Here is a 13,887-nt window from a genome sequence, read left to right as displayed (position 1 = left end):
AAGGGATTTAAAATCCCTCGGCGTTCGCGCTGTGCCGGTTCAAGTCCGGCCCGGGGCACCATCTATTAAAGTCTACGTCTTAACAGATGTAGCAAATGCGATACTAGCTCAGTTGGTAGAGCGCAACCTTGCCAAGGTTGAGGTCATCGGTTCGAACCCGATGTATCGCTCCAAATTAGAAAGCCCGAACAGAAATGTTCGGGCTTTTTGGTTTCTGCTGTTCTGATTTTTATGCGTTATTCCTCTTTCTGTTTGAACACACCCAAACTTCCTTTTCTATCTCAAAATGTTGCTATCAAGTTCGTTTACATTACTTAGCTTTTAAAAGCGAGATTCCCTATGAACTCGTTCTTCGTGCTAGGGAATGACGGAAAGGCGCCACAGCCTCAAAGCCCTCACTAGCAACGTTTGTATACCCGCGTAGTCATCCTCGGGCGTGAGGAACGAATGAACCGGGGATCTCCTTACCTAAAGATTAACTTGACGATATTTTCAGCAATTTGTCAGTTACCGCTCCTATTTATCAAGCGATTATTAAAAACTATTGATCGTTCATTTCACTTTATGTTATTTTCCCGCGCAATCTCGGAATGAACAATGTTCAAGAAGAGCAACGATTGCTTCTGGGGGATACGCGTAGTGACCATTCTTGCTGATTGGGACATTACGTAGGGTAGGTATCAGCTAGCCTTTAGCTGATAGACGGGATACTTATGGCGCAATTCGCCATGCTAATGGGAAACCCAACATTGAACACACTAATAACAACATTGCTAATCAGCTCTGCATTTCCAAAAGGGCCAGTTCTTCATAGCTGTCCGATACTGCACAAATGTCCAATTCTTCAAAACAGTAGCATTACTGAACCTTGAGCTCACGCTAACTAATTTTTGCTGTCCTAAGACGGCCTAATTTCGTATTCGTCATTTGACTTATGCGAGCGTACAGCTATATCTCATTTCTAGACAATACGCGTGTTTCACTATGAACTCTCTCTAAATCAATAGAGGGACGGTGTGCAATTGCGTCTGATGGAGGTGAGTATGAACACATTCAAGGGGACTTTTATGACTACCGCCTTTGAAGTCGATATTAATACTATCGCAAATTCATTTTCAACTATGGTTCCTATCGTAGAGGGAACTTACGACCTAACACCCGACGCTATTTTGCTTGAGCAAAAGCAGCATGAATCGGATGTTCGTTCATACCCAAGACGCCTACCGATTGCTATTAAAAGAGCATGTGGTGTTTTAGTTGAAGATACTCGTGGCCAACTATTTCTCGATTGCTTAGCAGGTGCAGGTACACTTTCTCTGGGCTACAACCACCCTGAGATTAACCAAGCACTTAAAGACCAACTCGATTCTGGTTTGCCATATCAGACACTTGATATTACGACTCAAGCAAAAGAGACGTTTATCAAGCGAGTTAAAGCTTTTCTCCCTCAAGACTTTTCAACGAACTCGGTTCTTCAATTCTGTGGCCCGTCTGGCGCTGATGCTGTGGAAGCCGCGATCAAGCTCGCCAAGCAAACTACAGGTCGCAACACCATGTTTGCTTTTCGTGGTGCTTACCACGGCATGACTAACGGCACTATGGGCATGATGGGTAACCTTGGCACTAAAGAACGTCGTAGTGGCTTAATGTCTGACGTACATTTCATGCCTTTCCCATATAACCTTCGTTGCCCGTTTGGCATTGGTGGTGAAGCGGGTGCTAACGCGAGCATTCGTTACATCGAGCGTATGTTGAATGACGACGAATCTGGCATCATGAAACCTGCCGCGATGATCGTCGAGCCTGTACAAGGTGAGGGTGGTGTGATTCCAGCTCCGGCGTCTTGGCTACAAGGCCTACGTCGCATCTGTGATGAACACGGTATCCTACTGATCTTTGATGAAATTCAGTGTGGTGTGGGTAAAACCGGCCATCGCTTTGCGTTTGAAGAGTCAGGTGTTAGTCCTGATATCTTGTGCTTGTCTAAAGCGATTGGTGGCGGACTGCCTATGTCGCTGCTTGTATTCGACAAGAGCATCGATACTTGGAAAGCGGGTGAGCACACCGGTACATTCCGTGGTAACCAGTTGGCAATGGTATCTGGCGCTAAGGCGTTAGAGATCATCGAACGTGATGGTTTGGTTGAGCACGCGAACATCGCAGGCCAATATCTACGTCATGGGCTTGAGAAGATTCAATCGCGTGTGAACTGTATTGCTGAAGTTCGCGGTAAAGGCTTGATGCTTGGCGCTGAGATCAAGCAACCAAATGGTGATCTTAACAAGTTTGGCGAACCACAATCCGACGGCGAACTAACCTTAGCGATTCAACGAGCAGCACTAGAGCGCGGCTTGATGGTTGAAAAGGGTGGTCGTGATGGTTCGGTAATTCGTTTCCTTCCGCCAATGATTATCTCTTTTGAGCAGATCGACTTTGCATTGCGCGTGATGGAAGAAGCGATCATCGCAGCGGGTGGTGGTTTACAACAAGACCCAGCTTCAAGCGAACAAACTAACCAAGAATGGAATAAGCATTTCATCCAGACAGGTTTAGGCGGTAGCAACGAATTTGCTAACGTGATGAACCAAACCACTCAAGCGATGAAAGCGGTTTTTGAACAAGTTGAAACGCCTTATTCGGGTTTAGATCCAAAAGTGCTAGAAGCAGCCATCAATGCTGTTGATCTCGATAACAATCAACACTCTTTGGTTGATGTTGTAGATAGTACTGCAGACCTTGTCGCTGCGAACTCCATCTTCGTGCAACACCCAGACTGCATTGCGCACCTTCACACTCCTCCTCTTATGGCTTCGGTAGCTGCGGAATCGATTATCGCGGCGTTGAATCAATCGATGGATTCATGGGACCAAGCATCTGCTGCGACTTATGTGGAGCAGCGTGTGGTGGATTGGATGTGTGACAAATACCAACTTGGCGCACAAGCTGATGGTGTTTTCACTAGCGGCGGCACGCAAAGTAACCTAATGGGCTTATTGCTGGCGAGAGACTGGGTTGCGGATAAGCACAATGGTCATTCTATCCAAAAGCTTGGCTTACCAGAATACGCGAGCAAGCTGCGTATCTTATGTTCAAAGAAATCGCACTTCACGGTTCAAAAGTCAGCCTCTCTATTAGGGCTAGGTGAAGCGGCAGTATGCTGTGTTGACACCAATGCAAACGGCACTATCAAGCCTGACTTGCTAGACGCAGAAGTGAAAGCACTTAAAGCTCAAGGGTTGATTCCTTTTGCTGTTGTCGGTACGGCGGGTACTACCGATCACGGTGCGATTGATGATCTTGAAGCGATTGCTGACATCGCCAACCAACAAGATCTTTGGTTCCATGTCGACAGTGCTTACGGTGGCGCGCTTATCTTAAGCAGCCATAAAGCTCGTCTGAAAGGTATCGAAAAAGCGGACTCAGTGAGTGTCGACTTCCACAAGTTGTTCTTCCAAACCATCAGCTGTGGCGCTGTGCTGCTGAAAGACAAAGCGAACTTTAAGTACCTACTGCATCACGCAGACTACTTGAATCGCGAGCACGATGAGCTGCCAAATCTAGTCGATAAGTCCATAGCTACCACCAAGCGTTTCGATGCACTGAAAGTCTTCATGACGATGCAAAGCGTTGGACCAAAGCAACTGGGTGATATGTACGACCATCTTCTAGAGCAGACGCTTGAAGTTGCCGATCTGATTCAGAAGCATGACGATTTTGAGCTACTTGCTGAGCCGTCATTGTCGACAGTGCTGTTCCGTGCGGTACCGAACAACGAGCTATCAGCAAACGGCGTTCTTGATTTAGACAAACTGAATCAGACGTTAAGACTGGAGGCGCTGACTCGTGGTGTTGCCGTGCTTGGCGAAACGGTCGTCGACGGTAAAAGTGCGCTGAAATTTACAATCTTGAATCCGTGCTTAACGACATCAGATTTCAAATCTCTAATTAACAAAATTCAAACTTTAGCTATTGAGCTAGCAGAACAACAAGGGTAATTAAAACTATGGCTATTCTACAAATTGGTGCAGGCGGCGTTGGTTGGGTTGTTGCACACAAAGCAGCACAAAATAACGAAGTACTGGGTGATATCACAATCGCTTCTCGCACAATCGCGAAGTGTGAAAAAATCATCGAATCTATCAAGGGCAAAAATAACCTTAAAGATTCTACTAAGAAACTAGAGGCTCGTTCAGTAGACGCTGACGATGTTGATGCACTTGTTGCTTTGATTAAAGAAGTTCAGCCGGATCTAGTGATCAACGCTGGTCCTCCTTGGGTAAACATGGCAATCATGGAAGCGTGTTACCAATCTAAAGTCTCTTACCTAGATACATCGGTAGCGGTTGACCTATGTTCTGAAGGTCAACAAGTACCACAAGCTTATGATTGGCAGTGGGGCTACCGTGAGAAGTTCGCTGAAGCGGGCATCACAGGTATTCTTGGCGCGGGTTTCGATCCAGGTGTGGTATCAATCTTTGCAGCGTACGCGGTTAAGCACTTGTTCGATGAGATTGACTCAATTGACGTAATGGACGTGAATGCTGGTGACCACGGTAAGAAGTTTGCGACAAACTTTGATCCAGAAACCAACATGCTTGAGATCCAAGGCGATTCTTTCTACTGGGAAAATGAAGAGTGGAAACAAGTACCTTGTCACTCTCGTATGCTTGAGTTTGAATTCCCTAATTGTGGTTCTCACAAAGTTTACTCAATGGCGCACGATGAAGTTCGTTCAATGAAAGAGTTCATCCCTGCTAAGCGTATCGAATTCTGGATGGGCTTTGGTGATGCATACCTGAACTACTTCAACTGCATGCGTGATATCGGTCTTCTTAGCCCTGATCCACTAACGCTACATGACGGTACTGTGGTTCAGCCTCTGCATGTTCTTAAAGCACTACTACCAGACCCAACATCTCTAGCTCCGGGTTACACAGGTTTAACGTGTATCGGTACTTGGGTCCAAGGTAAGAAAGACGGCAAAGATCGCAGTGTCTTCATCTACAATAACGCAGACCACGAAGTGGCTTACGAAGACGTAGAGCACCAAGCAATCTCTTACACTACGGGTGTTCCAGCGATTACGGCTGCACTTCAGTTCTTCCGTGGCGAATGGGCTGATAAAGGCGTGTTCAATATGGAACAGTTAAACCCAGACCCGTTCCTAGCAACAATGCCTGAAATCGGTCTAGATTGGCATGTTCAAGAACTTGAAGCAGGCCAAGGTCTTCCTGTGATTCAAGAGCTGAAAAAATAAGAACTGATTTCTTGTTTTGATTGCTAATTAAAGGGGACATGGATTGTTCCCTTTTCGATGATGATAGCCTTGAAGCTTTGGTATCATTTATTTTGATTTTGTAACTCACTGCGCTCGGACAGGACAAAATCAAAATAAATCACACCAAAATTGTTAATTTACCTTTCCATCTATAGATGCTGCTTGAGTGTTTACAAAAATGACGTTTAAGAAAGAAGAACTAAAAACCCCATATTTCATGATCAACGAAGACAAGTTGATTGCGAATCTAGAGAAAGCCAAGCAACTGAAAGAGATTTCAGGTGTGAAATTGGTATTGGCACTGAAGTGTTTTTCGACATGGGGTGTGTTTGACATCATCAAACCTTACCTCGATGGCACGACAAGCTCTGGCCCATACGAAGTCAAGCTTGGCCACGAAACCTTTGGTGGTGAAACGCACGCTTACAGTGTGGGTTACAGCGAAGATGACGTGAGAGAAGTTGCGGATATCTGCGACAAGATGATCTTCAACTCTCAAAGCCAACTTGCCGTTTACCGTCATATTGTTGAAGGTAAGGCTTCATTGGGTTTACGATTAAATCCGGGTGTGAGCTACGCAGGGCAAGACTTGGCAAACCCAGCGCGTCAATTCTCACGTTTGGGTGTGCAAGCTGATCACATCAAACCGGGGATCTTCGATGAGATCAATGGTGTGATGTTCCACATGAACTGCGAGAACAAAGACGTCGATGCATTTATCGGTTTGCTTGATTCAATCTCAGAGCAGTTTGGTGAGCACCTAGATAAGTTGGACTGGGTGAGCATGGGCGGTGGTGTGTTCTTCACATGGCCGGGTTATGACATCGAGAAACTGGGTCTTGCGCTAAAAGCCTTCTCTGAAAAGCACGGCGTGCAGATGTACCTAGAGCCGGGTGAAGCCATCATCACTAAAACAACCGACCTAGTTGTGACAGTTGTTGATATTGTTGAGAACGTGAAGAAAACGGCAATTGTCGATTCAGCAACCGAAGCTCACCGCCTTGATACGCTTATCTACAATGAGCCAGCATCGGTATTAGAAGCCTCTGAAAATGGTAGCCATGACTATGTGATTGGTTCATGCTCATGTCTTGCTGGCGATCAGTTCTGCGAAGCTAGCTTTGACGAGCCACTTAAGATTGGTCAAAAGCTGCACCTGCTAGACAGTGCAGGTTACACCATGGTGAAACTGAACTGGTTCAATGGCCTAAAAATGCCATCGATCTATTGCGATCGCAGCAATGGCGAAGTTCAGAAGCTAAATGAATTTGGCTATGAAGACTTCAAACGATCATTATCACAATGGTCGGTTAAGTAACTAAGTCATAGTTTTAGAACAATAAAAAGAGCAGCCGGTGAGCTGCTCTTTTTTTTATAGATAACTGTTACCAGAGAAAAGAGTAAGGATAGAAGTGAAATGCTATCCGTTAGCTCTCAATCATCACTCGAGTATCTTCACTGAGCGTTTCTAATTCATTCACGACATCATCAATCAAGACTTCAATTGGCAACTTCACAGCGATCTTGGAAGTAAATAGACTTGAGCTAACACCACCGCCACCCGCGATAAAGACTCGGTGACAATCCATATCTAGAATGCTAATTCCTTGTCTGTCTAGTACATGTGTCACTTCGTTGACGATGCCAGCTCGGTCGTTAGAGTCGAGTCGTAAGTGATGTATTGTGTCTTGTGCGTTGTGAGTGTGGTCTGAATCAACAAACTGCACGATCAAGTCAGCATTGGCACTGAAAGCATCCTTAACAATTGATTCGTTGATGGCGGGAAGTTGAATCTTTAATACACCTGCAACTTGATCTTCAATAAAGTTAACTTTACTGATGAGCCATTTTCCGTCGTTTTCGTGAGTAACCGCAGCAAGTTGCTTGATTGTTGCTGGTGATGCTTGTCCGATAAAGTTTACGATAAATGTACTGTTCATATCAGCCCCCAAAGTCTCAATTGTTCGTTGCTAATTAAATGTTTGATATCACGCGATAAAGTTCTTTAATTTCAGTGTAGAAGGTTACATCGAACAATGTTTGACCTGTGTCAATTTTTGAAACTAAGCTGTGATGCAAAAAAAGAGAATGAAGAGTAGGGCACAAAAAAAGCGGCTAGAGAGCCGCTTTTAGAAGAGTTGTCGCATTTATTTGAAATGCAGTAACATAGAGTTCAGAGACTGGAAGTCGATTTAAAACGTTACTTTAAAGTTCATACCAACAAACTGAGAGTCGTATGTTGCCCCTGCATCGTAGGCGAATCGTGCTGCGTCTTTGTTATCCCACCAAGGGTTAGTATTCAGATTAACTTCTGCGTCACCACCCCATGCATCACTTACCCAGTAGTGGATATGGCCAACAGGGTTGAGGAAGAATAATGAAACATCACCCATGGTTTGAGAGCCCATCACTTCGCCACCTGAAGCAACAATGTCTTGCTCTGCTTCTAGCATCATTTCACCGACAACAGCCCCAAAGAATGGTGTAATAAAGATATCTTGCCATGAAGGTACTTCAGCAAACGCTTCTACGCCGTATTCCCAGAAAAATGTCGACATTGTCCAAGAGTATAAGAAAGACTCAAACTCGTCATAACCAGCATGTCGAGCTGCGGTGTAGTAAACACCGCCGAAATACGGATGCATTACGTAGTTTAGGAAGTGCTCATCACGGTCCCATACAGGGCCTTCAGAAACGTTATCTTTCCATTTTTTACCTAGTGCACTGATATCACGCTGGTCATCATCCCACTTAGTGATGCTTTCCGGTAAAAGCGTCATGAGGCCAACGGTTGCGACACTTAAACCAAGAATGGTATAAGTTTGGCCCATGAGGTAATCCCAATCTTTGCCATCGCTAACGGTAAGGTAGAGTGGTTGTTTTTCGATCGTTAAATCATATTGGTCGCTTGTTTCGCTTAGCGCATAATTGTTACTAGGCTTATAGGTGTACAAGCTTTCATTAACACAGTAATCTTGAGCGCATTCATCCGAATAAGAAAGGTTGATTGGTTGGTCGAAGTCGTATTGGCTTGCAACCGAGTTAACTGACATTAGCATTGTAAATGCAGCAGTAACCTTCGTTAGTAACGGTGATTTGGCCACAAGGGTCTCCATGAGAAGTTAATAATTGATCCGAGTCACAATTATCTATTAAATGCTTAGTTTAGGGAACTAATAATTTATTGCTTTTCCTAAGAAAACCTTAGATTAAGCATTAGTAATATTTGTGAAAAGGTGAATGACTCAAACTCAACCTTAGACTAGTTTGTAAATAATGCCGTGTCTTTTAATGGCCACAAGGGATATAAATATGACGAAAATCGCAATGTTAAGCACTGGTGAAGAAGTTCTTCATGGGGACATTGTCGACACAAACGCAGCTTGGATGTCTGCTGAGTTTTATCAGCACGGCTTTGCTTTGGCAAAGCGTTCAACTGTGGGCGATCAAATGAACGCTCTGATCGAAGAACTGCTGATGCTGAGCTTCAACTATGATGTGGTTATCGTCAATGGTGGTTTGGGGCCGACAACTGATGATATGAGTGCGGCGGCTGCGGCTGCGGCCTCAGATCAAAAGCTTGTCATGTTCCCTGAGTGGCTGACTCGTATGGAAGAGATGTTCTCTGGACGTGGTATGCCGATGCCTGACAGTAACCTTAAGCAAGCTTTATTACCCGCGAGTTCAGAGATTGTTGATAATCCTGTGGGTACGGCTTGCGGCTTCAAGCTGAAAATCAACGATGCGACTTTCTATTTCACTCCTGGTGTACCGAGTGAATTCAAACGTATGGTGACGTTTGAGATTCTTCCTGACTTGTCGCGTACCTACCCTCAAGTGGTTGCCTCTGAATGCAGTCGATTGTTTACGTTTGGTTTGTCTGAATCGGGTATCTCGGATGTGTTAGACCAGCTTAAGCTTCCAGCAGGCTATGAACTTGGCTACCGCTCTTATCTGCCTTTTATTGAGGTCAAACTGTTTGGTCCTAAGGCAGACTTAGAAACTCGCGTTAAGCTTCTGCAAATGGTTTACAAGCTGCTAGAGAGTAATGTCGTGAGCGTTGATGAGCCAATGATTGACCATATTGGACACATCATGGCGGAAAAAAAGAAGACGTTATCTGTATCTGAAGTGTCGACCAAAGGCGCCCTATCAGCGTGGCTGCAATTGAATGAGCAGGTTGAAGATTGCTTTGGGCATTCATGGGTCATGGCTGAGCCAAAAGAGAGCGAACTTGAAAAGAGTGATCCATTAGCCGCAACCTTTGCACTGGCTGGCGCTACAAGAGAGAAGTGCGGTACAGAACTGGCTTTGGTTACTGGTAAATTAGAAGGCAACACATTCAGCGTCGCATTGTCGACTGAAGCAGGAGAGTGGGGGCAGGTGCTTGAGTTTTATCGTCAGTACTCACGCGAAGACCAACGCAACGTGATTAAGACCGTTGCCGCCGATATGCTGAGAAGGCATCTAGACAACAAACCGATGTTTGGTACTTACTCTTCGGTTAAGCGATTGAAAGACATGTTTATTCCTAAAGCGGTACTATAAAACCAAGTCAACGCTATAAAGTCCAAGTTAAAGCTATAAAGCTATATATGTAATAAATCATATACATCAATAAAGCCGAGTTGGTGCAATAAGCGAGTTGTATGATTGAGCCAACATGAAATACAAAAAGGGCCTGATAATGAAGATTATCGGGCCCTTAAATTTTTAAGCTTTTCTGTTAACGATTCAACATTGTACTAATCGTGCTAAGTATAAGATCTAAGTACAAGTATTAAGCACTTTTTTGCTTATTTCTGTGAATAACGTTACTCAGCGATAGTTCTGTTTTTGCTTTACAGATACAAGGCAAAATTTCATCGCCTTGTGTGTAAGCCATAGCAAAACCAACGTACTCGACTTCACCAGAATCCAACGTACAGCGGCAAGCGCCACAGTGGCCATCTCGGCAGTTGTATTCTGGCTCTAACCCTGCTTGTTCCATTGTTTCCAATAGAGTATTTGAAGGGTTAGATTCAATAGAAGTCAGCTTGTTGATTTTGATTGTTGGCATTACAGCTCAAACCCTTCAAAGTCGTCAGCTTTTACTTCGTTGTCGATTTGGCCAACTAGGTAAGAACTGATTTCAGCTTCTTGTGGAGCAACTTGAACGTTATCTGAAGACAACCAAGCGTTGATCCATGGAATTGGGTTCGATGTTGCTTCTGGGTAAGCCGTACCTAGACCAACCGCTTGCATACGGATGTTGGTAATGTACTCAACGTATTGGCAAAGAATATCTTTGTTTAGACCAATCATAGAGCCATCTTTGAATAGGTATTCTGCCCACTCTTTCTCTTGCTCAGCCGCTTCTTTGAATAGGTCGAAACACTCTTGCTTACACTCTTCAGCGATCTGCATGAATTCGAAGTCATCTTGGCCATTACGCAGCAAGTTGATCATGTGCTGTGTACCAGTAAGGTGAAGTGCTTCATCACGAGCGATTAGCTTGATGATCTTCGCGTTACCTTCCATTAGCTCACGTTCAGCGAATGCGAATGAACATGCAAAACTCACGTAGAAACGAATCGCTTCCAGTGCGTTTACAGACATTAGACATACGTAAAGCTTCTTCTTCAGGTCATGAAGTGAAATCTTAACGTCTTCGCCATTGATGTTGTGGTTGCCTTCACCGTAGCGGTGGTAGTCAGCCGTTAGCTTGATTAGGTCATCGTAGTAAAACGCGATGTCTTTAGCACGCTTCAGGATCTCTTCGTTTTCAACGATGTCGTCGAATACTACGCCTGGATCATTTACGATGTTACGGATGATGTGCGTGTAAGAACGAGAGTGAATCGTTTCAGAGAATGACCAAGTCTCAATCCAAGTTTCAACTTCTGGTAGTGATACCAATGGAAGTAGGGCAACGTTAGGGCTGCGGCCTTGGATAGAATCTAGAAGCGTTTGGTACTTCAAGTTAGAGATAAAGATGTGCTTTTCATGCTCAGGAAGCTTGTTGTAGTCGATACGGTCACTAGACACGTCGACCTCTTCTGGGCGCCAGAAGAAAGAAAGCTGCTTCTCGATAAGCTTTTCGAAGATTTCAAATTTTTGTTGGTCGTAACGTGCAACGTTTACCGACTGACCCAAGAACATTGGTTCTTTTAGTTGGTCATTTTTTTGTTGAGAAAAAGTACTGTAAGCCATAAATGCCTCAAATCCTTTAAAGACCCGCAATAAAACGGACCCTGTTAATGCTTTAAACCCAGAGAAGATAACTCTTCTCTGGGGTCTTAATGTTTATTGCGGTTTAGATCTTACAACCGCCGCCTTCACAATCTTCTTCCGGCACTTGAACTGCATCGCCTTGGTCGTCTTTAGCACCATCACGCGTGTTATGGTAGTAAAGCGTTTTAACACCATACTTGTATGCAGTTAGTAGGTCTTTAAGCAGCTGCTTCATTGGAACCTTACCGCTGTCGTAAACACTTGGATCATAGTTAGTGTTTGCAGAGATAGCTTGGTCAACGAATTTTTGCATGATACCCACTAAGTGTAGGTAACCGTCGTTATTGCCAATGTTCCAAAGTAGCTCGTAGTTGTTTTTAAGATTTAAGAAATCAGGAACAACTTGCTTCAGGATACCGTCTTTCGACGCTTTCACTGATACATAACCACGTGGTGGCTCGATACCGTTAGTCGCGTTCGAGATTTGAGACGAAGTCTCAGAAGGCATAAGCGCTGTTAGCGTAGAGTTACGCAGACCGTGCTCCATGATCTCTTCACGTAGCGTGTCCCAATCGTAGTGCAGAGGCTCTTCACATACTAAGTCGATATCTTTTTTATAAGTATCGATTGGCAGTAGGCCTTTCGCGTAGTTGGTCTCGTGGAAAGATGGGCAACGGCCTTGTTCTTTCGCTAGTTCAACAGACGCTTTTAGTAAGTGGTATTGAATTGCTTCAAAAGTACGGTGAGTCAGGCCATTTGCGCTGCCGTCAGAGTACTTAACACCATTCTTCGCCAGGTAGTATGCATAGTTGATGACACCAACACCTAAAGTACGACGATTCATTGTCGATTTGTATGCTGCTGGAAGCGGGTAATCTTGGTAATCAAGCAGTGCATCAAGTGCACGAACAACCAACTCAGAAAGCTCTGCTAAGTCGTCGAGTTCATTGATTGCGCCAAGGTTGAACGCTGAAAGCGTACACAGTGCAATCTCACCTTCGTCATCTTCCACGTTAGAAAGTGGCTTAGTTGGTAGCGCGATTTCTAGACATAGGTTCGATTGACGAACAGGAGCTACTTCAGAATCAAACGGGCTGTGTGTATTACAGTGGTCAACGTTCTGAATGTAGATACGACCAGTAGAAGCACGCTCTTGCATTAGTAGAGAGAACAGTTCAACCGCTTTCACAGTTTCACGTTTCACTGAAGGATCGTTTTCGTACTTAACGTACAGCTCTTCAAAACGCTCTTGGTTTTCGAAGAACGCATCGTAAAGTCCAGGTACATCTGAAGGGGAGAACAGGCTGATGTTGCCACCTTGAACAAGACGAGAGTACATAAGCTTATTAAGCTGTACGCCGTAGTCCATGTGACGAACACGGTTCTCTTCAACACCACGGTTGTTTTTCAGTACTAATAGAGACTGAACTTCACCGTGCCATAGTGGGTAGAACACGGTTGCTGCACCGCCACGAACACCACCTTGAGAACAACATTTTACTGCTGTTTGGAAGTATTTGTAGAAAGGGATACAGCCAGTGTGGAACGCTTCACCACCACGAATTTCAGAACCAAGCGCACGGATACGACCTGCGTTGATACCAATACCAGCACGTTGAGATACGTAACGAACAATAGAGCTTGCTGTTGCGTTGATAGAATCAAGGCTGTCACCACACTCGATCAGTACGCAAGAACTGAATTGACGAGTAGGCGTACGTACACCAGACATAATTGGTGTAGGTAGAGAAATCTTAAACGTAGATGAGGCGTCGTAAAAACGTTTGATGTAATCCAGACGAGTTGATTTCGGGTATTTACCGAATAAACAAGCAGCAACTAGGATGTAAAGGAACTGAGCACTCTCGTAAATTTCTTTTGTTACACGGTTTTGCACGAAGTATTTACCTTCAAGCTGCTTGACCGCTGCATAAGAGAAGTCTAAGTCACGCTTGTGGTCGATGTACGCGTCAAGCTCGTCAAACTCAGCTTTCGTGTAGTCTTCCATTAGGTGGCTATCGTATTTACCCATATCAACCAGTTTTGCAACGTGGTCATATAGAGCCGGTGGCTCGTACTCGCCGTACGCTTTTTTACGTAGGTGGAATACTGACAGACGTGCTGCTAGATATTGGTAATCAGGAGTCTCTTCAGAGATTAAATCCGCTGCTGACTTAATGATTGTCTCATGGATGTCAGTGGTGGTGATGCCATCGTAAAACTGAATGTGAGCTTTCAATTCTACTTGTGATACAGAAACATTGTGCAAGCCTTCAGCTGCCCAAGTGATCACTCGATGGATTTTCTCTAAATCGATTGTTTCTTTGCGCCCGTTACGTTTGGTAACAGTAAGTTGTTGGTTCATTCTGCTTAATTTCCCTAACAAAACTGAACAA

9 protein-coding genes and 1 tRNA gene are annotated in these 13,887 nt (G+C 44.5%); 5 read left to right on the top strand and 5 right to left on the bottom strand.

Features of this window, described 5'->3' with window-relative positions; genetic code table 11:
- Positions 1–97 precede the first annotated feature (97 nt).
- From AB4513_RS05180 to nspC, 4 genes are all read left to right on the top strand, one after another.
- A tRNA-Gly gene (locus AB4513_RS05180) sits at positions 98–173 on the top strand.
- An 870-nt stretch (positions 174–1,043) separates the two neighbouring features.
- Entirely contained in the window at positions 1,044–3,995 is a 2,952-nt protein-coding gene (locus AB4513_RS05175) for a pyridoxal phosphate-dependent class III aminotransferase (protein WP_170962711.1), read from the top strand.
- A gap of 8 nt (positions 3,996–4,003) precedes the next feature.
- Positions 4,004–5,257, top strand: coding sequence for a carboxynorspermidine synthase (locus tag AB4513_RS05170; RefSeq protein ID WP_102258303.1), 1,254 nt, complete (start codon positions 4,004–4,006; stop codon positions 5,255–5,257).
- Between the two features lie 199 nt (positions 5,258–5,456).
- Positions 5,457–6,596, top strand: a complete 1,140-nt coding sequence (nspC, locus tag AB4513_RS05165; protein WP_102258304.1) for a carboxynorspermidine decarboxylase — start codon at positions 5,457–5,459, stop codon at positions 6,594–6,596.
- 109 nt (positions 6,597–6,705) lie between these two features.
- Here nspC and AB4513_RS05160 read toward each other — a convergent pair whose 3' ends face one another.
- Both AB4513_RS05160 and AB4513_RS05155 read right to left on the bottom strand, forming a co-directional pair.
- Positions 6,706–7,218: a glycine cleavage system protein R gene (locus tag AB4513_RS05160; protein ID WP_009848853.1), complete on the bottom strand. Its 513-nt coding sequence runs from the start codon at positions 7,216–7,218 to the stop codon at positions 6,706–6,708.
- A 252-nt stretch (positions 7,219–7,470) separates the two neighbouring features.
- The gene (locus AB4513_RS05155) at positions 7,471–8,382 is read right to left on the bottom strand and encodes a DUF3943 domain-containing protein (RefSeq protein ID WP_009848852.1); all 912 of its coding nucleotides are present in this window, start codon (positions 8,380–8,382) and stop codon (positions 7,471–7,473) included.
- Positions 8,383–8,590: 208 nt separating this feature from the next.
- Here AB4513_RS05155 and AB4513_RS05150 point away from each other — a divergent pair, with 208 nt between their 5' ends.
- Positions 8,591–9,826, top strand: coding sequence for a CinA family nicotinamide mononucleotide deamidase-related protein (locus AB4513_RS05150; protein ID WP_102250188.1), 1,236 nt, complete (start codon positions 8,591–8,593; stop codon positions 9,824–9,826).
- A gap of 232 nt (positions 9,827–10,058) precedes the next feature.
- Here the strand turns inward: AB4513_RS05150 and yfaE are convergent, their stop codons facing one another.
- From yfaE to nrdA, 3 genes are all read right to left on the bottom strand, one after another.
- Entirely contained in the window at positions 10,059–10,337 is a 279-nt protein-coding gene (gene yfaE / locus AB4513_RS05145) for a class I ribonucleotide reductase maintenance protein YfaE (RefSeq protein WP_012604325.1), read from the bottom strand.
- Positions 10,337–11,470 (bottom strand): class Ia ribonucleoside-diphosphate reductase subunit beta, encoded by a 1,134-nt coding sequence (gene nrdB / locus AB4513_RS05140; RefSeq protein ID WP_004733365.1) that lies wholly within the window; start codon positions 11,468–11,470, stop codon positions 10,337–10,339. Before nrdB ends, yfaE begins: the two co-directional genes overlap by 1 nt.
- Positions 11,471–11,573: 103 nt before the next feature.
- Positions 11,574–13,856: a class 1a ribonucleoside-diphosphate reductase subunit alpha gene (gene nrdA, locus AB4513_RS05135; protein WP_009848849.1), complete on the bottom strand. Its 2,283-nt coding sequence runs from the start codon at positions 13,854–13,856 to the stop codon at positions 11,574–11,576.
- Positions 13,857–13,887 lie beyond the last annotated feature (31 nt).

The organism is Vibrio sp. 10N.222.54.E6 (genome assembly GCF_041473955.1).
In the GTDB taxonomy this organism is placed as follows: Bacteria; Pseudomonadota; Gammaproteobacteria; order Enterobacterales; family Vibrionaceae; genus Vibrio; species Vibrio tasmaniensis_A.
Note: the sequence above shows the minus strand (reverse complement) of the source record. Positions and strands in the feature narration are given on the sequence as shown.

Excerpts from the sequence above, each read along its gene's own strand:
- AB4513_RS05175 (WP_170962711.1), top strand. The coding sequence starts at position 1,044 with ATGAACACATTCAAGGGGACTTTTATGACTACCGCCTTTGAAGTCGAT.
- AB4513_RS05170 (WP_102258303.1), top strand. The coding sequence starts at position 4,004 with ATGGCTATTCTACAAATTGGTGCAGGCGGCGTTGGTTGGGTTGTTGCA.
- nspC (WP_102258304.1), top strand. The coding sequence starts at position 5,457 with ATGACGTTTAAGAAAGAAGAACTAAAAACCCCATATTTCATGATCAAC.
- AB4513_RS05160 (WP_009848853.1), bottom strand. The coding sequence starts at position 7,218 with ATGAACAGTACATTTATCGTAAACTTTATCGGACAAGCATCACCAGCA.
- AB4513_RS05150 (WP_102250188.1), top strand. The coding sequence starts at position 8,591 with ATGACGAAAATCGCAATGTTAAGCACTGGTGAAGAAGTTCTTCATGGG.
- yfaE (WP_012604325.1), bottom strand. The coding sequence starts at position 10,337 with ATGCCAACAATCAAAATCAACAAGCTGACTTCTATTGAATCTAACCCT.
- nrdB (WP_004733365.1), bottom strand. The coding sequence starts at position 11,470 with ATGGCTTACAGTACTTTTTCTCAACAAAAAAATGACCAACTAAAAGAA.
- nrdA (WP_009848849.1), bottom strand. The coding sequence starts at position 13,856 with ATGAACCAACAACTTACTGTTACCAAACGTAACGGGCGCAAAGAAACA.